This is a genomic window from Bacillus cereus group sp. Bc010, assembly GCF_027716745.1.
Taxonomy (GTDB): Bacteria; Bacillota; Bacilli; order Bacillales; family Bacillaceae_G; genus Bacillus_A; species Bacillus_A pacificus.
The window spans coordinates 1-19,545 of sequence record NZ_JAQFUY010000035.1; the positions used below are offsets into that span (position 1 = coordinate 1).

Below are 19,545 nucleotides of genomic sequence, written 5' to 3' on the forward strand. Positions count from 1 at the left end.
TGCCGTGAAAGTGGCACGTACCGTGCGGATCGGGGGAAAAGTTGGAGATAACCTCAAAGACTTACCTATCGACAATTAATGATATCACCTAAAGTAACTGTTTCCGGCGTGGCTGTTTTTTTCGGATTTAATATAGCTGTATTTACATTCGTTGTGTTAATTGGAGTAGGGTCTGTAATTGTAATAGGAGGTTCACCAGGACCTGGTTCATATGTGAAAGTAACAGTTGCTTGATTTCGAATAATACCACCAGGTGGTACACTTGTGACTCTTGCTTGGAATTGAACAGTAATTGTATCGTTTGGATTGACTGTTCCAACAGGTATACCTACAACAGGATTTGCTCCAAGATCTGGAATGCCATTTATTACAACAGTACCTGGAAGAAACGTTAACCCATTTGCTAACGGATCAGTAATGATAACGGAAGTTGCAGGGACTGATCCGCGATTTTGGAAGGTTACAGTATACGTTATGATTTCATTTATATCTACAATTTGTTTGTCTGCTAGTTTATTTGGGTTAGGTGTAGGTGTAATAACGGCTACTTCAACAGTTGGAGTAGGATCTGTAATAGTAATAGGGGGTTCGCTAGGGTTTGGCTGGAATGTGTAAGTGACAGTTGCAGTGTTTTTAATAATACCGTCTGGTGGGAGTTCAGTTACAGTAACTTGATAAGTTAATGTAACAATTTGTCCTGGAGTTACAGTCCCAACGTTTACACCATTATTTGGATTTGTTCCAGGTTGCGTGACGCCATTAATCGTAACGCTGTTCGGAATGAAAGTAGTACCAGATGGAGTAGGGTCTGTAATAATAACATCTGTCGCATTAATATTCCCGACATTTTGGAACGTAATTGTATATGTGACAGTATCACCGAGATTAATAACTTGAGGGTTAGCTTGTTTGTTAGGATTAATAGTAACTTCACTTACTTGCGTCTTTGTAGTAGGTGTAGTAACAGATACAGGTGGTCTAGTAGGGTCTGGCTGATATTGGAATGAAACGATCCCTTCATTTTCAATAAAACCTGTCGGTGGTATCGAAGTTACTTGAACTTGGAAAGTTACGACGGCTGAAGTGTTAGGTTCTAATGTACCGATAAGAATTCCGGAACTAGGAACGATACCTGGTTGTGGAATGCCGTTTATCGTAACGCTATTCGGAATGAAAGTAGTACCAGCTGGAATAGGATCGGTTACAAGTACATTTGTTGCAGGGACAGTTCCTGTATTTTGTAAGGAGATTGTATAGGTGATTGTGTCACCTAATAAAGCAAATGCTTTATCAGCGGATTTTGTAGGGTTCGTTGTTGCGGTATTGACATTTGTAGTAGTAGGTGGAGTCGGTGTAGTTACTGTTACTGGGGGTTCTCCAGGATTAGGCTGGAATGTGTAGGTGATAGTAGCTTCATTTATAAGAATTCCGTTTGGGGGTATTGAAACAACACGAACTTGGAAAGTTACAATGATCGATTCACTAGGGTTTAATGTGCCAAGAGGTATGCCAAGAGCTGGATCTACATTACTAGTTGGAGTGCCGTTAATTGTAACGCTATTTGGAATGAAAGTAGCTCCTGTTGGGATTGGGTCTGTAAAGACGATGTCTGTCAGTTGTACTGTTTGTAAATTTTGGAATGTAACAGTGTACGTAATAATATCACCTATATCAACATTGTTACGATCAGCTGTTTTTGCTGGATTAATAATGGTGTTAATGATTTCAGTATTAACTGGTGGTGTTTCTTCTGTTTCTGTAATAGGAGGTTCATTTGGATTAGGCTGAGAGGTAAAGTTGACTGAACCAACATTTGTAACAACCCCGTTAGGAGGTATATTCGTAATCGTTACTTGGAACGTAATGGTTATTATTTGATTTGGTTGTATTGTACCAATGAGTATCCCAATGCTTGGATCAACACCTGGTTGTGAAAGGCCATTTACTGTAACAGAATCTACAATAAATTGTGTGCCTACTGGTGGTTGATCAATGACAGATACATTTGTCATAGGAATATTTCCAGTGTTTTCAAGGGTGATTGTATAAGTGAGTGCATCGCCAATGTTAGCGATTGGTAAATCTACTGTTTTTGTTGACTCTAATTCTGCATTTTGTACAATTGTTTCTGCGATTGGAGTCGGTGTGGTTGTTGTAATAGGCGGGAGTGTCGGATCTGGTTGAGATGTGTAAGTGACATTTGCTTCATTTGAGATAATGCCATTTGGTGGTAAAGTTGTTATTTGTACTTCTAAAGTAACAGTCACTATTTGTCTAGGGTTTAATGTGCCAACTGGGATTCCTGTTTCAGGGGTCAAATTAGGTTGTGGAATGCCATTAATCGTAATGCTACCAAGGATAAATGTAGTTCCAGTAGGGACAGAATCTGTAATAATGACATCAGTTGCAGGTATATTACCGGTATTTTGAAGGGTAATTGTATAAGTGAGCGTATCACCAATACTTGCAAACTCACGATCCACTGTTTTTTGCGGGTTCGGGTTAGCGGTACGAACAGGTAAAGTTACGGTAGGAGTCGTTTCTGTTGTTGTAATAGGAGGTTCGCTTGGATTAGGCTGAGAAGTGTAGGTAACACTTGCTGTATTTTCTATTTTTCCATTAGGAGGAATAGCGTTTATTTGAATCTGGAATGTAACAGTAACTGTCTCGCCGGGATTAACTGTTCCAACAGGAATTCCTGTGACTGGACTTACGCCGGGTTGAGCGACATTGTTTACAGTAACACTATTCGTAATAAAAGTTGTACCCGATGGCAAAGAATCTGTAATTGTTACACCAGTAGCAGGTATAGTTCCTTGGTTTGTAAATGTGACAGTATAAGTTACAATATCGTCAATTTCTGCAAACGTAAGGTTTGCTGTTTTTGTTGGACTTATGACTACAGTTTGGATAGGAGTCGTTGTTTCAGGAGTTGTTTCTGTTTTTGTGACTGGAGGTAAATTTGGATCCGGTTGATAATTAAATGTTGCACTACCTTGATTTCGGATTTCGCCGCTAGCAGGGATGTTTATTACTCGTACTTGGAAAGTAATCGTTGCGCGTTCGGATGGCGCTAAAGTTCCAAGTGAAATTCCTGATGATGGATTTGTTCCTGCTTGAGGAATCCCATTAATCGTAACACTATCTGGAATAAATACAGTACCGGCAGGGATAGAATCTATTACTGTTATATTCGTAGCAGGAACAGTACCGGTGTTTTGAAATGAGAGAGTATAGGTAATGACATCATTTAATGCAACGAAGGAGCGATCTGCTGTTTTTTGTGGATTTAGTGTAGCGGTATTAACTGCTGTTTCTGTTTCAGGAGTTGTAATAGTTGTCGTAACGGGAGGTTCATTTGGATTTGGCTCGTATGTGAATGTAATATTTGCTTGATTTCTAATAACTCCTCCGGGCGGGATACTATTTACTACACCTTGGAACGTAACTGTAATACTTTGACCGGGATTTACAGTGCCGACGGGTATACCAATTTCAGGGTTTTCTCCAAGTTGTGATGTGCCATTTACGACAACGCTACCTGGAACGAAAGAAACACCAGATGGAAGTGCATCTTTTATAATAACATTTGTAGAGGGGACGGTCCCTCTATTTTGGAATGTTACAGTAAAAGTAATCGTATCCCCTATATCAGCAACTTGTCGATCAGCAGATTTTGTAGTCGTTGGATTAGGATTATTAATTGGAATGTTTACACTTGGAGTGGTAGTAGTTGTTGTAACAGGAGGCTCACTTGGGTTCGGTTGATATTGGTAAGTGAAGGATGCTTGGTTTCTAATTATTCCATCAGGTGGTAAGTTTGTAACGACAACTTGATACGTGATTGTTTTCGTTTCTCCGACAGAAATGGTACCAAGTGGTATACCAAGTGATGGGGCTGCTCCTGGCGTTGTAATGCCATCGATTGTAACACTATTTGGAACGAAAATAGTCCCGTTAGGTGTAGGGTCTGTAACGACTACATTTGTAGCCGGAACGGTCCCGTTATTTGTAAATGTGACCGTGTAGGTAATCGTATCTCCTAAATCAGCAACTTGTTTGTCGGCAGATTTTGTAGGCGCTGTAATAACGGTCCCAACTTGAGTTTCAGTTTTAGGAGTTGGGGTAGTTGTTGTAACAGGAGGCTCATTTGGATTAACAATATAATTAAATGATACACTGCCTTGGTTTTCTATAATTCCATTTGGCGGGACACTTGTAACTTGAACTTGGAATGTAATTGTTTTTGCTTGATTTGGATTTAAAGTACCGATTGATATACCGTTTTCAGGATTACTGTTAGGTTGTGAGACACCATCAATCGTGACGCTATTTGGAATAAATGTTGTCCCGTTTGGAATTGGATCTGTTAGTACAATATTTGTTGAGGGAACAGTGCCGTTATTTTGTAAACTAATTGTATACGTAATAACATCACCAATATCAGCGAAAGTACGATTAGCAGATTTTGTAGGGTTAACTGTAGCGGTATTAACAGAGACTGTAGTAGGTGCTGTCGGTTCGGTTGTGGTAACCGGCGGTCTTGTTGGATCTGGCTGGTACGTATATGTCGTTGAAGCTTCGTTTGTAATAACACCGCCAGCTGGAATTTGTGTAACAAGAACTTGGAAAGATAGTGTTTTGGTTTCACCGGGATTAATTGTTCCAACCGGGATTCCTAGTGCGGGATTTGAATTTGGAACTGGTACATTATTTAAGATTACGCTATTCGGAATGAATGTTGTACCAGTAGGAATGGTATCAGTAAAAACTACATTTGTAGCAGGGATCGTACCATCATTAGTGAAAGTAATCGTATACGTAATAACATCACCAATATCAACAGTAGTTTTATCCGCCGTTTTAACAGGGTTTGTAATAGCGGTGTTAACAGGAGTAGTAGTAGGTGGTGTAGGGTTTGTTGTTGTAATAGCTGGTTTTGTAGGATCTGGTTGATACGTAAATGTTGTGGTTCCGATATTTCGGATTAGGCCATTCTCTGGGAGAGAGGTAACTTGAACTTGGAAAGTGACAGTGACAGTATTACCAGCTGCGATTGTACCAATTTGTATACCACCAGAAGGATTTACGCCAGGTTGTGAAGTACCGTTAATTGTGACGCTATTCGGAATAAATGTAGTGCTACTTGGAATTGGATCAGTTACAATAACGTTCGTTGCAGCGATGTTTCCTGTATTTGGTACAGTAATCGTATACGTAATAATATCACCGATATCAGCAATTTGTGGACTAGCGGTTTTTGTTGGATTTACAATTGCAGTTCGTACAGAAGTAGTTGTTGGAGGTGGTGTTATCGTAGTGGTTGTTGGGGGTTCAGCCGGATTCGGTTGCGACGTAAATGTTACATTTGCTTCGTTAGTAATCGTTCCGTTAGCTGGAAGGGAAGTGACTTGGACTTGAAATGTGACAGTTGTAGTTTGACCAGCAGGAATTGTACCTAGCGGAATATTTGTTGGAGTTACGCCAGATTGTGCCGTTCCATTAACTGTAACACTGTTGGGAATAAAAGTAGTGCCAGTAGGGATAGGGTCTGTGATAGAAACGTTTGTCGCTGAAATATTACCGTTATTTGGAATGGTAATCGTATACGTAATGATGTCACCAATATTTACAATTTGTTGGTTTGCACTTTTAGTTGGATTAATGATAGTAGCATTAATTTGTGTTTCAACTATATTACTTGTAGAGTTTCTGTTAATTGGTGGTTGGTTTGGTGGATTATATTGAAAACTTGAATTTGCACTATTTGGAATAGGGTTAGGTGTAGGGAGAGTATTAACTCGAACTTGAAACGTAATTGTAGCATTCCCGTTTGCAGCAATCGTTCCTACATTTATTCCAGTAGCAGGATTATCTGTAGTAGAAGTACCATTAACTGTAACGCTACCCGGTACGAACGATGTGCCGGCAGGAGGTGTGTCTGTAATGATAACATTATTAGCAGCTAATGGGGCTTGATTTGTGGCCGTAATTGTATACGTAATCGTATCACCGATAGTAGCAATTGTTTTATCTACTGCTTTTGTTAATGCGACATTAGCTGTGAAAATATCTGTATTAACTATATTGCTTGTTGTTGTACGTGTGATAGTGGGTGCGTTAGGTGCAGGTTGAAATTCGTATCCAAATGATGCTACGTTACTGGCGACAGGTGGGGTAGGAATACTTGTTACATCTACTTGGAAAGTAATTGTAACAGAGCCACCAGCCGGAATATTATTAATAGGAATTCCAGTTGAAGGATTGCCGGCTGTTGGAGTACCATTAACAGTTACACTGTTTGGAACGAAAGTGGTGCCAGCAGGTATAGGGTCTGTAAATGTAACGTTTTGTGCAGGTAGTGTTCCGGTATTTTGGACAACGATTGTATAGGTTAAACGACTTCCTATTGTTGCTATTGCCATTAGATTCGTCCTTTCTAAATGAATTTAAATCCGATCAATAGTTAGACATTTACAAATAGTATCCATTTAAAATTGAAAGCTGGTTCTATTTGTAAAAAAATATGAAAAATGAGCTCGTCATTGCATCCTATTCAAATATAAATGAATAGGAATAGGCAAAGGCTTTTTTTTTGCCTAAATTAGCTCGTACGTATATAAATGGAACTTTTTCGTTTTGCTCGCATTAAATGAAATAGCGAGAAAATATTACTTTTAATAGAAAGGAAGTGAGGTTGTTGGCCTTTGTACAAACATATACAAAAACAGATTCGCTTTTTATGGTGCATACAGGAAATACGTTAGGGATGCGCGGTATTACGACAGCTACTGCATATCAATATAACGCATTAATTTCCACAAATACAAATTTGAGTTTTGCTGGGGTGCCGTCTTCCACAGATGCGGATACCTTTGCAGGAACGACGAATGATTGGACATTAAATGGTTCATGGGCAAGGTTAAATCCTTCACTAACAGACGTACCAGCAACAGCAACTGTAGATTTTGCGATGTTAGTTTGGCAAGGAACATTGGGAGGTACTGTTACAGAAGAGGTAGTAAATGCGAATACTCCAACATTCAGAACTCCGGATGATGTGACTCACACTATTACAAGTACGCCTGCGTGGGGAGAAACAAGGTCGAGTGGGACATTTCAAGGTACGATTTATACACGTGCAGCTAATGTGACGAGTATTCTTCAAGGACTTCCTAATCGTGCTGTAGGTGATTATTTTGTAGAACGTGTTCCAACAGCAAATCCACCTTTGCAAGGAACAGGGGTAGGGTGGGCATTAGTTGTTGTATATCGTGATAATTCATATCCTGTTAGGAATGTTAGTTTATATACTGGTTTACTCATTTCTACATTGGGTGAGACGGCGACGATTTCAAATTTCATTACTCCAACTGTAGCACCGGTTAATGCTCGTGTATTTACAATGGCGATTAACGGTGATACAGATGCGACTGGGGACACATTTGTTTTAAATGGTAGAGCACTTTCGGGGCCTAATAATAGAAATCCTAACTTTTTTGCCTCGCAAGTCAATAATTATTTAGGGAATTTAAATACAATCGGTAGTTTTGCAGATAGAAATATGCCGATTGGAACTGCTGCAACGAATCGGCGTGCTGAATTTGATGTGACGAATGTCCCAGCGAACGGTGTATTAACAGCTGGATCAACTTCTACGACAGTGAATATCCCAAATACATTTGACTATCTTTATGCTGGTGCTGTAGGTTTGCAAATAGATTTAGGAGAGGCACGTCTAACTGCTACAAAATCAGTAACTGTAAGTTAAATTGATAGAAAAATTCTCGTAAATTAATAGGGAGGAATTCTTTTGGCTTTCGTTCAAGCTTACGGTAAAAATGATAACTTATTTATGATGCATACGGGTAATACGATGGGAATGCGCGGTACTGCAAATACAAACTTTGCTTACAATGCACTTATAACATTAAATACAGATTCTACTTTTGGAGGAGTTCCTTCATCGACAGATCCGAATACATTTGGAGGTACAACAAATGATTGGACATTAGATGGCTCATGGGCTGAATTAAATCCATCGACTACTATCGTTCCAGCTACGGCGGTTGTAGATTTTGCGTTACTTGTTTGGTCAGGTGGATTGGATACGGCTGTTACAACCGCTGTTGTTGATGCGAATCCTCCAAATTTAGTTACGCCTGATGGAACGAGTACACAAGTGACAATTAATTCAGCATGGTCATCAGAAGGGACAAATCTCCCTTTTATAGCAAATGTTTATAACCGAGCAGCAGACGTCACATCTTTACTGCAAGGTTTACCGAATCGAGCGGCAGGAAGATATAGTGTAACGAGATTACCTACGCGTCAGCCAGTTGGTTATGGTGCTGGATGGTCTTTAATTGTAGTTTATCGTGATTCCTCCTATCCAATGAGAAATGTAAGCTTATTTCCAGGTTTTTTATTATCAGGTACACCACAAACCATTTCAGGATTTTTTACGCCAGCTACAGGAACAGTGACAGCGCGAGCCTTTGTAATGGCAGTAAATGGTGATCCGAACTTTACGGGTGATAATTTTCAGTTGAATTCTGTGACATTAACGGGACCGAATAATCCATCAGGGAATTTTTTTAGAGGGCAAGTGAATGATATTAACGGAAATTTAAATACAATTGGTAGTTTTGCGGATCGGAATTTTTCAGGAACAACTACAAATGCAAATGCAAGAGCTGAATTTGATATTACAAATGTAAATGCAACAGGTTCTATTGCACCAAATACGACATCTACACAAGTAAATATTACAGGTACAGGGGATACGATTTATACAAGTGCGGTTGGATTACAAATAGATTTGGCAGAAGCTAGATTAACAGCCGAAAAATCTGTAACTGTAAGTTAAAAAAGATTGCTATAAGCTAGCAATCTTTCTTTTATGAGGAGGATTTTGTCAGTAAAGATTCATAATGAGAATAATCAATTTCTTTTTCTTGTAGTTTTTTTACTAAAAATTTATGATCACGTTTCGGTGTAGCGATAATATACCCTTTAATAATTAAATCTTGTGTAATTTGAGAGGCTTTTTCTTGTAATGCAAGCTCTCCGATTTTGCCAGCAATTTTTGATTTAGCAACATCGCGAAATAATTCTGGAACAGGACTTACGAGCTCTTCTAACAATTGTTTTTGTTCGTCATCCCACAAATGCCTAGTTTTATTAATATAGTGCTCTTCCCAATCTAAAATGGACATACCATCTTCTTTTGGTAGTCGTTTCAGGAATTTTCTGAACATAAAATATCCACCGATAGACATAAGCCCTAATAAAATAACAGTCCATAGCACAATAAACCAACTGAACCATCCTTCGAGCAAATATATCCCCCCTTAATGATTGCGGTTTTCTATTATTCATATTATAAACAGTGAGATTCATAGAAAGCAAGAACGCTTGGTCATTTTGACCAAGCGTTATCATTTAAACAAAGTATAGTTGTTCCACACATAAATTATTATTATCATCTTCTACATATTCAATGATTAATGTGCCAACTTTACGATCTTTATCTTCAGTTGTGAAAATAGAGTAAGAAGTAAAACGTGCTGTTGATAGGCCACTTATATGTGTAGGTAAAGAAATGTAGTCGTTATCGCGGAAGAATTCCATCAGTTCAATATCCTCAAATTCTTTTCGGTCAACTTGTTTGTTTGTATAGCGGCGTTGAAGTTGTTTTAAAGACTCATTCCAAGAAATTGCTTTTGTATCGTATACCATTGTCTTATCTCCTTACTGTATGTAATCATTAAGAACATACGTTCTAAACTAGTATACTCTTTTTATTAGAAAAGGGAAAGCAAAAAATAATGTAAGCTTGGATTTCCAAGCTTACATTATTGATGCGTCCGTCATAATCTCTATTTTTTATTATAAGTTACATAAGAATAAGAAACAAGATGATATATATTTTGTTGATGGTTTTAAAAATTCTGTATGTTATGAATGTACTAAAGTGCAAGGGAATGAGAGGAATGGTATATGTAATTTCACTCCAAGGACCGATGGCAAGTGGAAAAACGACATTGGCTAAAAGATTAGAACGATACGGGCTTTCAGTTATATATGAAAATCCTTATCCAATTGTAGAAAAGCGAAAACAATTAAATTTGGATATGAATTCAAAAGAAGGGTTTATAGTAAATCAAAAAATGTTTATAGAAGCTAAAATAAAGGAGTTTCAAAATGCGAAGGGTTCAGTCGTTATTTTTGATCGTGGACCTGAAGATATTGAATTTTATACACTTTTTTATCCAATGATTATAGGGAAAGAATGGGATATAGAAACTGAATTGAAAGATGAATTATATAAATTAAGAGAATGCCATTCAGATGATATTTTTTATTTAGATGTGACGAAAAAGAATGTATATGATAGAAAAAATAACGATAGAACAAGAAAGCGAAGTACATTTGAGGAGCAATTTAAATTAGTAGAAACTGAAAAAGACTGGTATAAACAATTTCCTGTAACTTATGTGGACACGAATAGATTAACAGCAGAAAAATTAGAGGTATATTTTATGGATTGGTTAAAGGAGAGAGGGCTATGAAAAAAATACTTTTATTTGTATACCCAACATTTGCGGAGTTTGAAATAACAGTAGCAACGGCATTGCTGAAAAACAAATATGAAATCATTACAGCAGGTTTAACAAAAGAATTGATTATAAGTGAAACGGGTTTGCAAGTGCAACCACATATAGAATTAAGAGAAGTACGTGTAGAAAAATATGAGGGAATTATTATTCCAGGCGGAGATGCGATACATATGAAGGATGCGGCAGGACTCTTTGCAGTCATCCGTCAATTTCACGAACAAGAAAAATTAGTAGCTGCTATTTGTGCTGGACCGTATGCGCTAGCAAAAGCAGGCTTATTCAAAGAAAACTCGTATACAGTAACTATGGATTATAGAAAATTAGATTGTTTTCCAGTAGAAAATTTTGTGTATGAAGAAGTTGTGCAACATTCAAATATTATTACAGCACAGGGGCATGCATTTGTGCCATTTGGAATAGCGATTGCCTCTTATTTTGGGGTAACAAACGAACATAATATAAATTTTTACAGCGGTAAGGGGAATGTGATGATGGAGGAGCTTTTACTTAAAAATATGTAAAAGCTAGCGAATGCTAGCTTTTTTCTTTTTGACATCGATAAATGGCTAACGTTTTCGGATCGCGCCATATACCGTTATGAAGTAACAATTCATTTTTTACTTCTTCTTTTAGCCATTCCTTCATTTCGGCGTGAAGATGTGTATTATCAGGTATATTTAGCGACGGAAACATGCTAGAAATATAGTTTACAATTGGAGTAGCATGATGAAAAACGAGAGCATTATGAATAACTGCTTCTTCAACAGTTGGAAAAACAGACTGTAATATCTCTTTACCATTTTCCAAACAAAATGGCGTGACTGAAGATGTTGTTTTCGGTAAATCAAATGCGTCTAACATGCGGTTACACATTTCAACTATACGAGGTAATGTAACGTCAGAATTTGTTGTAGCTAAAAGTGAGCCGCCAGGACGTATTACTTTATGGAACCCTTGGATGGTTTTTTCAACATCTTTCATGTGATATAACATATGTCTTGCGACGATCCAGTCGTAGCAATTGGCTTCAAAAGGAAGTTTTTCAGCGTCACCTAGTCTCCATTCAATTAAATTATTCGTTTTAGTGGCTTCAGAGAGCATGGCTTCTGATTGATCAAAACCTGTTAATTGACCTTTATGGCCATTCGCTTGCAAAAAGGAAAGAAATTTTCCGTTAGCGCATCCAACCTCTAATATTTTCTCGTCTCCTTGAAGTTGTAAATGATCCATGACGACTTTATCTAAATTCACATGTTTTTCTTCATAATGTTTATGCGTATCGATACGAGTTTGTAAATGGTTGCTTACGTTGTATTGGCGTTTTACATCATTCATCTTTTCGCATTCCACCTTCGTGCAAAATTGCTGAATTGCGTGCGTTAATACGTCGGTTTTCTTTAAGCCTTCGTAATGGAGTGCAGCTTCAAACCTTTCAAGTAATTTTTCTTCAATTCGAAAATGAATATCTTTTCGCTTTGTCACTGAAATCTCTCCCCTTTGTATCGGTTAGTGAGACTATAACACGCCTGAAAAATTTGTGTAAATCATTTGTGTACACAAATGGAGGAGATGAAAAAATTGTTTGAATGTGAGTTTAAACTATTGACGATTTAACCGTTTTCATATATTCTTAAATTAAGAAATATTCAAATAATTAAAAGAAATGAGAGAGTCACATGCTTCTTCAAGGAACACATCGAATTGGTCGTATGGCCATGCTGTTGGCACTTGCGGATGAGAATGAAAGCCCTGTATTATCTATCCCAAAAGGTTGGAAGTATTGTACGGGGAAAGTGGGTTCGATGAATTCGCAAAAGGTTGTTGCAGCAATGGAAACAGCGGCTAAGAGCAACCAAGTTATTGAAACAGACGTTTACAGAGAAACACATGCACTTTATCACGCAATTATGGAAGCTTTGTACGGAGTGACGAGAGGTCAAATTCAGTTAGCAGACGTTCTTCGTACAGTAGGACTTCGCTTTGCGATTGTGCGCGGTACACCATACGACGGAAAAAAAGAGGGCGAATGGGTTGCTGTTGCATTATATGGAACGATTGGTGCACCTGTAAAAGGATCTGAGCATGAGGCGATTGGTTTAGGAATTAATCACATATGATTTGCCCATAGTCTATTAGTTAGAAGGGGGCCTTACTTTTTTAGGACAGAAGTCTGTCTTAAAAAGATAAGGTCCCCTTTTGCCTTTTTAAGGAGGAAAAACAATGATTACGTTAACAGGACACACATTGACAATTGAAGAAATGAAGAGGTTGTTACTTGAAGGAGAAGGTGTAACAGCTTGTCCAACTAGTATGCAAAAGGTGGCGGAGTGCCGCGAAGTAGTTGAGAAAATTGTAGAGGACGGAAAAGTCGTTTACGGTATTACAACTGGATTTGGAAAGTTTAGTGATGTGCTAATTCAAAAAGATGATGTAAAGGCACTTCAACATAATTTAATTCAGTCACATGCATGTGGGATAGGCGAGCCATTCCCTGAAGAAGTATCACGCGGTATGTTAATTTTACGAGCAAACACGATGCTTAAAGGAGTATCTGGTGTTAGACCGCTCGTTGTAAATATGCTTCTTGAGTTTGTAAATCGTAAAATTCACCCAGTTGTTCCACAACAAGGCTCACTTGGTGCGAGTGGCGATTTAGCACCTTTATCTCATCTTGCGCTCGTATTATTAGGCGAAGGTGAAGTGTTCTATAAAGGAAAACGCGTTCATGCAATGGTCGCTCTTACAGAAGAAGGTCTTGAGCCAATTGAACTTGAAGCGAAAGAAGGTCTAGCGTTAATTAATGGTACGCAGGCGATGACAGCGCAAGGAGTTCTTTCTTATATAGAAGCAGAAGCAACGGCTTATCAAGCTGAATTAATTGCATCTATGACAATTGAAGGTTTACAAGGCATTATTGATGCATTTGATGAAAATGTTCATAAAGCACGTGGTTATAAAGAGCAAGTGGAAGTAGCGAGCAGAATTCGTGACATCCTTCATGATAGTAAATTAACAACAAAACAAGGAGAACTACGTGTGCAGGATGCATATTCACTTCGCTGTATTCCGCAAGTACACGGTGCTTCTTGGCAAGTTTTAAATTATGTGAAAGAAAAATTAGAAATTGAAATGAATGCAGCAACGGATAATCCGCTAATCTTTGATGGCGGGGAAAAAGTAATTTCAGGTGGTAATTTCCACGGTCAACCAATTGCATTTGCGATGGACTTCTTAAAAGTAGGAATGGCAGAACTTGCAAATATTTCAGAGCGTCGTATTGAGCGTTTAGTGAATCCGCAATTAAACGATTTACCACCATTTTTAAGTCCAGAACCAGGACTTCAGTCTGGTGCAATGATTATGCAATATGCTGCTGCGTCACTAGTTTCTGAAAATAAAACGTTAGCACATCCGGCGAGTGTTGATTCAATCCCGTCATCAGCTAACCAAGAAGATCACGTAAGTATGGGAACAATCGCTTCACGCCATGCACATCAAATTATTCAAAACGTAAGACGTGTTCTTTCAATTGAGATGATTTGTGCGATGCAAGCTGCAGAATATCGCGGTATTGAAAACATGAGTACAGTGACGAAAAGTTTCTATCATCAAGGTCGTCAGCAAGTGCCTTCTATTACAAATGACCGTATATTCTCAACGGATATTGAAAATATTGCGCATTGGTTAAAAACGAATTATTCGATCAAAGAAAGATTAGATGTAAACGCAGCACTATAAAATGAGAAAAGGGAGAGATTGAAATGGAAAAAGTTAAACAAACAATTCGCGCGCCAAGAGGTACGGAGTTACAAACGAAAGGGTGGGTGCAAGAAGCTGCACTTCGTATGTTAATGAACAATTTAGATCCGGAAGTTGCTGAAAAGCCAGAAGAATTAGTTGTATATGGTGGAATCGGCCGTGCAGCTCGTAACTGGGAAAGCTACAATGCAATTGTAGATTCATTAAAAACGTTAGAAAGCGATGAAACATTACTTGTTCAATCAGGAAAACCAGTTGCAATCTTTAAATCACATGAAGATGCACCTCGCGTTCTTTTAGCGAACTCAAACTTAGTACCGAAGTGGGCGAACTGGAATCACTTCCGTGAACTAGAGAAAAAAGGTCTTATGATGTATGGACAAATGACAGCAGGTAGCTGGATTTACATTGGAACACAAGGTATTTTACAAGGAACATATGAAACGTTTGGTGAAGCGGCACGTCAACATTTCGGTGGTTCATTAAAAGGTACATTAACACTTACTGCTGGTTTAGGTGGTATGGGCGGTGCACAACCTCTTGCTGTAACGATGAATGGCGGTGTTGTTATCGCTATTGATGTTGATAAGCGCAGTATCGATCGTCGTATTGAAAAGAGATACTGTGATATGTATACAGAATCATTAGAAGAAGCATTAACGGTTGCGAACGAGTATAAAGAGAAGAAAGAACCGATTTCAATTGGTTTATTAGGAAATGCGGCAGAGATTTTACCAGAGCTAGTGAAGCGTAATATTACGCCAGATTTAGTTACTGATCAAACATCTGCTCATGATCCATTAAACGGTTATATTCCAGTAGGTTACACGTTAGAAGAAGCAGCAAAACTTCGTGAAGAAGATCCGGAGCGCTACGTACAATTATCAAAAGAAAGCATGACAAAACATGTAGAAGCCATGCTTGCTATGCAAGCAAAAGGCGCAATTACATTTGATTACGGAAATAACATTCGCCAAGTTGCTTTTGATGAAGGTTTGAAAAATGCATTCGATTTCCCAGGATTCGTTCCAGCATTTATCCGTCCATTATTCTGCGAAGGAAAAGGACCATTCCGCTGGGTAGCACTTTCTGGTGACCCAGAAGATATTTATAAAACAGACGAAGTAATTTTACGTGAGTTTGCTGATAATGAGCATTTATGTAACTGGATCCGTATGGCTCGTCAGCAAGTTGAGTTCCAAGGTCTTCCGTCACGTATTTGTTGGCTTGGTTACGGCGAGCGCGCGAAATTTGGTCGCATCATTAATGAAATGGTTGCAAATGGTGAATTATCAGCACCAATCGTTATCGGTCGTGACCATTTAGATTGCGGATCAGTAGCATCTCCAAACCGTGAAACAGAAGCGATGAAAGATGGTAGTGATGCAGTAGCTGACTGGCCAATTTTGAATGCATTAATTAACAGTGTAAACGGTGCAAGCTGGGTATCTGTTCACCACGGTGGCGGCGTTGGTATGGGTTATTCACTTCACGCTGGAATGGTTATCGTTGCAGATGGAACGGAAGCAGCAGCAAAACGTATTGAGCGCGTATTAACTTCTGACCCTGGTATGGGTGTTGTTCGTCACGTGGATGCAGGGTATGACTTAGCTGTGGAAACTGCGAAAGAAAAAGGCGTTAACATTCCAATGATGAAATAAGGAGGAGAAAAACATGCTGGACACTTTACTAATAAATATCGGTCAATTACTAACAATGGATCAAGAAGATGGCTTGTTAAGACGGGAAGCGATGAACACGCTTCCTGTTATCGGAAACGGTGCGGTTGGAATTGAAAATGGTGTAATCACTTTCGTTGGAACAGCAGAAGAAGCAAAAGGATTTCAGGCGAAAGAAGTTATTGATTGTGGCGGGAAAATGGTTTCTCCTGGTCTTGTTGATCCGCATACCCACCTTGTATTTGGTGGATCTCGTGAAAATGAAATCGCGCTAAAATTACAAGGAGTTCCATACTTAGAAATTTTAGAACAAGGCGGAGGTATTCTTTCAACTGTAAATGCAACGAAACAATCGTCGAAAGAAGAGCTTGTTCAAAAGGCGAAATTCCATTTAGACCGTATGCTATCTTTCGGAGTTACAACTGTAGAAGCGAAGAGTGGTTACGGATTAGATGATGAGACGGAATGGAAGCAATTAGAGGCAACGGCACAATTACAAAAAGAGCATCCAATTGATTTAGTTTCCACATTTTTAGGTGCTCATGCAGTTCCAAAAGAGTATAAAGGTAGATCGAAAGAATTTTTACAATGGATGTTAGATTTATTACCAGAAATGAAAGAGAAGCAATTAGCGGAATTCGTTGATATTTTCTGTGAAACAGGTGTGTTCTCTGTTGAAGAGTCAAAAGAGTTTTTATTAAAAGCGAAAGAGCTTGGATTTGATGTGAAAATTCATGCGGATGAAATTGACCCTCTTGGTGGTGCGGAAGCAGCGGCTGAAATTGGTGCAGCATCAGCGGACCATTTAGTTGGTGCTTCTGATAAAGGAATTGAAATGCTTGCAAACTCTAATACAGTAGCGACTTTATTACCAGGAACAACTTTCTATTTAAATAAAGAAAGCTTTGCACGCGGCCGAAAAATGATTGATGAAGGTGTTGCAGTTGCGTTAGCTACAGACTTTAACCCGGGCAGCTGTCCAACGGAAAACATTCAGCTTATTATGAGCATCGCAATGCTGAAGTTGAAAATGACACCAGAAGAAGTTTGGAATGCGGTAACAGTTAACTCTTCTTACGCAATTAATCGTGGCGATGTAGCTGGGAAAATTAGAGTAGGTCGCAAGGCAGATCTAGTGCTATGGGATGCTTACAATTATGCTTACGTACCGTATCATTACGGCGTAAGTCATGTAAATACAGTATGGAAGAATGGTAATATCGCATATACAAGAGGTGAACAATCATGGAGCACGGCCACTATTTAAAGAAAAATGCCAAGTTTATCGATCGTGAAGTGACAAAATGGAGTGAAATGATTAAAGATTGGGAGGAAGGCGTGGAAATATTCGGTGCGGCCTTAATTGGAGCACCCCTTTCTAAACCATCTATTAGTCATTCAGGAGCAAGTTTTGCTCCAAAAACAATTCGTGCGATGTTAGATGCATATAGCACGTACGCAATTACAGAAGAACATGATATGAAAGAAAGTGTCTTATATGATTGCGGAGATATTACGATGCATGTGACGGATATAAAAGAAAGTCATAACCGAATTGCGAAAACAGTTGGTCATGTAACGAAAGTAAATCCGAACATGATACCAATCGTTCTTGGTGGGGATCATTCGATTAGTTTTCCGAGTATAACAGGATTTGCAAATAGTAAAGGGAAGGTCGGTATTATTCAATTTGATGCCCATCATGATTTGCGCAACTTAGAAGATGGTGGTCCGTCAAATGGTACACCGTTCCGTAGTTTACTAGAAAATGGTGTTATTACAGGAAAACAACTCGTTCAAATCGGTATTCGTAATTTTTCAAATGCACGAGCGTACCATGAATATGCAAAAGAACATGGCGTGACAGTGTATACAATGAAAGATGTACGAGAGCGAGAAATAAAAGATATTATGACGGAAAGTATCGAAGTATTAAGAAAGCAAGGCGTGACTTCTATTTATATTTCTCTTGATATGGATGTACTAGATCAAGCATTTGCGCCAGGTTGTCCAGCGATTGGTCCTGGGGGAATGGATAGCGCGACTTTACTGGATGCGATTGAATTTCTTGGCAAAGAACCTCTCGTTCAAGGGATGGATATTGTAGAAATTGATCCAACTCTTGATTTCAGAGATATGACGAGCCGAGTAGCTGCGCAAGTGATTATGAGTTTTCTTTTGGCGAGGGAGACGATCAGGAAAGAGATTCGTATATAAGGAGAAACCTCTCTATTTTATTAGAGAGGTTTTTCTATATACGAATATTGCTAGGTAAGAGCGTATAAATTGACGTTACTATCTAAAAGTAAGTATGATGCGATTGTAGTAAGAATTTTTTTAGGGGGAAAAAACATGACAAGTTCGAACAAGAAAGCGGCAAGTATTTATGAAGGAACAAATGTAAACTCTTGGGGATCTTTTGAAAATATTGAAGAAACGAAGTTGTTTGATCAGATTCAAGTCGGAGCTTGGTCTCTTCGTAATCGCATAGCAATGGCACCAATGACAAGATGCTTTGCAGATAATGAAACTGAAGTAGTTGGTGCTGATGTAGCGGAATACTACAGAAAACGTGCTGCTGACGGAGTTGGATTAATTATTACAGAAGGAATTGTCATTAGTCCGAGAGCGAAAGGGAATCCAGGAGTACCAGGGATTTATACGCAAGAACAAATCGATTCTTGGAAACCTGTTACAGAGGCAGTACATAAAGAAGGCGGAACGATTATTGCTCAAATATGGCATGTTGGACGTATGAGTCATCACGAAATAATTGGTGGGCAAATGCCGCAAGCGCCTTCTGCAATCGCTGCAGAAGGGAATGTTCCGCGTTTTCGTAAACCATTTGATACACCAGAAGCAATGACGTTAGAAGAAATACAAGAAGTTATCAGTCAATACGCACAAGCTGCGAAAAACGCGATCGAAGCTGGATTTGATGGGGTAGAAATTCACGGTGCACACGGATATTTAATTGATCAATTTACTTATGAGTTTGCTAATAAGCGTACTGATAAATATGGCGGTGACTTAAAGCAAAGGTTAACGTTTATGAAAGAAGTAACTGAGGCTGTAATAGAAGCAGTTGGAGCTGATAAAACACTTCTTCGTTTCTCTGCTTTTAAAGGGGATAATCCTACTTATATGTGGGAAAACCCTGAGCTGGCAATTGAAACATTCGTAAATATGTTTAAAGAAGTTGGATTAACGATGATTCACCCTTCAACGATGAATTATACGCAAGTGATTGCTGACGGAAAGAATTTTCATCAATTAGTAAGAAAATATTGGGATGGTACGATTGTTGGGGTTGGTAATTTAAATCCGAAAGAGGCAGAAGAAGCACTGCAAGAAGGAACAATTGACGTAGCTGCATTCGGAAGACCGTTAATTGCTAATCCAGATTTTGTTCATCGAATTAAACATGCTGAAAGTTTAGTTGAATATGACGCGAAAGAGCATCTTGCTACATTAATTTGAATAAA

13 protein-coding genes and 1 pseudogene are annotated in these 19,545 nt (G+C 38.6%); 10 read left to right on the forward strand and 4 right to left on the reverse strand.

What is annotated here, in order from left to right:
* Positions 1-77: 77 nt before the first annotated feature.
* Positions 78-6,425 (reverse strand): annotated as a pseudogene (locus tag PDQ68_RS24205) (DUF7507 domain-containing protein); the annotation flags it as partial.
* A 275-nt stretch (positions 6,426-6,700) separates the two neighbouring features.
* Between PDQ68_RS24205 and PDQ68_RS24210 the strand changes: the two are divergent.
* Both PDQ68_RS24210 and PDQ68_RS24215 read left to right on the forward strand, forming a co-directional pair.
* Positions 6,701-7,771, forward strand: a complete 1,071-nt coding sequence (locus PDQ68_RS24210) for a hypothetical protein (RefSeq protein ID WP_061183402.1) — start codon at positions 6,701-6,703, stop codon at positions 7,769-7,771.
* 42 nt (positions 7,772-7,813) lie between these two features.
* Positions 7,814-8,869, forward strand: a complete 1,056-nt coding sequence (locus PDQ68_RS24215) for a hypothetical protein (protein ID WP_000896226.1) — start codon at positions 7,814-7,816, stop codon at positions 8,867-8,869.
* A 31-nt stretch (positions 8,870-8,900) separates the two neighbouring features.
* Here the strand turns inward: PDQ68_RS24215 and PDQ68_RS24220 are convergent, their stop codons facing one another.
* Together PDQ68_RS24220 and PDQ68_RS24225 are read right to left on the reverse strand one after the other, a co-directional pair.
* Positions 8,901-9,341, reverse strand: coding sequence for a DUF2621 domain-containing protein (locus tag PDQ68_RS24220; RefSeq protein ID WP_000889381.1), 441 nt, complete (start codon positions 9,339-9,341; stop codon positions 8,901-8,903).
* Positions 9,342-9,444: 103 nt separating this feature from the next.
* Entirely contained in the window at positions 9,445-9,741 is a 297-nt protein-coding gene (locus PDQ68_RS24225) for a hypothetical protein (RefSeq protein ID WP_000262403.1), read from the reverse strand.
* A 254-nt stretch (positions 9,742-9,995) separates the two neighbouring features.
* Between PDQ68_RS24225 and PDQ68_RS24230 the strand changes: the two genes are divergently transcribed.
* Both PDQ68_RS24230 and PDQ68_RS24235 read left to right on the forward strand, forming a co-directional pair.
* On the forward strand, positions 9,996-10,574 hold the full coding sequence (locus PDQ68_RS24230; protein ID WP_061183401.1) for an AAA family ATPase: 579 nt from the start codon (positions 9,996-9,998) through the stop codon (positions 10,572-10,574).
* Positions 10,571-11,143 (forward strand): DJ-1/PfpI family protein, encoded by a 573-nt coding sequence (locus tag PDQ68_RS24235; protein ID WP_016718248.1) that lies wholly within the window; start codon positions 10,571-10,573, stop codon positions 11,141-11,143. Before PDQ68_RS24230 ends, PDQ68_RS24235 begins: the two co-directional genes overlap by 4 nt.
* 13 nt (positions 11,144-11,156) lie before the next feature.
* Here PDQ68_RS24235 and PDQ68_RS24240 read toward each other — a convergent pair whose 3' ends face one another.
* The gene (locus PDQ68_RS24240; RefSeq protein WP_016718247.1) at positions 11,157-12,104 is read right to left on the reverse strand and encodes a class I SAM-dependent methyltransferase; all 948 of its coding nucleotides are present in this window, start codon (positions 12,102-12,104) and stop codon (positions 11,157-11,159) included.
* Positions 12,105-12,298: 194 nt separating this feature from the next.
* Between PDQ68_RS24240 and hutP the strand changes: the two genes are divergently transcribed.
* The 6 genes from hutP to PDQ68_RS24270 all read left to right on the forward strand — a co-directional run bounded on the left by hutP (position 12,299) and on the right by PDQ68_RS24270 (position 19,540).
* The gene (gene hutP, locus PDQ68_RS24245) at positions 12,299-12,739 is read left to right on the forward strand and encodes a hut operon transcriptional regulator HutP (RefSeq protein ID WP_000926516.1); all 441 of its coding nucleotides are present in this window, start codon (positions 12,299-12,301) and stop codon (positions 12,737-12,739) included.
* Between the two features lie 103 nt (positions 12,740-12,842).
* A complete protein-coding gene (gene hutH / locus PDQ68_RS24250) occupies positions 12,843-14,360 on the forward strand; it encodes a histidine ammonia-lyase (protein ID WP_000631849.1) in 1,518 nt (505 codons plus the stop codon).
* A 23-nt stretch (positions 14,361-14,383) separates the two neighbouring features.
* Positions 14,384-16,042 carry a urocanate hydratase gene (hutU, locus tag PDQ68_RS24255; protein ID WP_000416709.1) on the forward strand — a complete coding sequence of 553 codons (1,659 nt, stop codon included), beginning with the start codon at positions 14,384-14,386 and terminating at the stop codon, positions 16,040-16,042.
* Positions 16,043-16,055: 13 nt separating this feature from the next.
* Positions 16,056-17,327 carry an imidazolonepropionase gene (gene hutI, locus PDQ68_RS24260; protein ID WP_270787037.1) on the forward strand — a complete coding sequence of 424 codons (1,272 nt, stop codon included), beginning with the start codon at positions 16,056-16,058 and terminating at the stop codon, positions 17,325-17,327.
* A complete protein-coding gene (hutG, locus tag PDQ68_RS24265; protein ID WP_016718245.1) occupies positions 17,306-18,277 on the forward strand; it encodes a formimidoylglutamase in 972 nt (323 codons plus the stop codon). Before hutI ends, hutG begins: the two co-directional genes overlap by 22 nt.
* A 135-nt stretch (positions 18,278-18,412) precedes the next feature.
* The gene (locus PDQ68_RS24270; protein WP_061183399.1) at positions 18,413-19,540 is read left to right on the forward strand and encodes an alkene reductase; all 1,128 of its coding nucleotides are present in this window, start codon (positions 18,413-18,415) and stop codon (positions 19,538-19,540) included.
* Positions 19,541-19,545 lie beyond the last annotated feature (5 nt).

Coding starts and splice junctions, on each gene's coding strand:
- hutP (WP_000926516.1), top strand. CDS start 12,299: ATGCTTCTTCAAGGAACACATCGAATTGGTCGTATGGCCATGCTGTTG.
- hutH (WP_000631849.1), top strand. CDS start 12,843: ATGATTACGTTAACAGGACACACATTGACAATTGAAGAAATGAAGAGG.
- PDQ68_RS24270 (WP_061183399.1), top strand. CDS start 18,413: ATGACAAGTTCGAACAAGAAAGCGGCAAGTATTTATGAAGGAACAAAT.
- PDQ68_RS24230 (WP_061183401.1), top strand. CDS start 9,996: ATGGTATATGTAATTTCACTCCAAGGACCGATGGCAAGTGGAAAAACG.
- hutU (WP_000416709.1), top strand. CDS start 14,384: ATGGAAAAAGTTAAACAAACAATTCGCGCGCCAAGAGGTACGGAGTTA.
- PDQ68_RS24235 (WP_016718248.1), top strand. CDS start 10,571: ATGAAAAAAATACTTTTATTTGTATACCCAACATTTGCGGAGTTTGAA.
- hutG (WP_016718245.1), top strand. CDS start 17,306: ATGGAGCACGGCCACTATTTAAAGAAAAATGCCAAGTTTATCGATCGT.
- PDQ68_RS24225 (WP_000262403.1), bottom strand. CDS start 9,741: ATGGTATACGATACAAAAGCAATTTCTTGGAATGAGTCTTTAAAACAA.
- hutI (WP_270787037.1), top strand. CDS start 16,056: ATGCTGGACACTTTACTAATAAATATCGGTCAATTACTAACAATGGAT.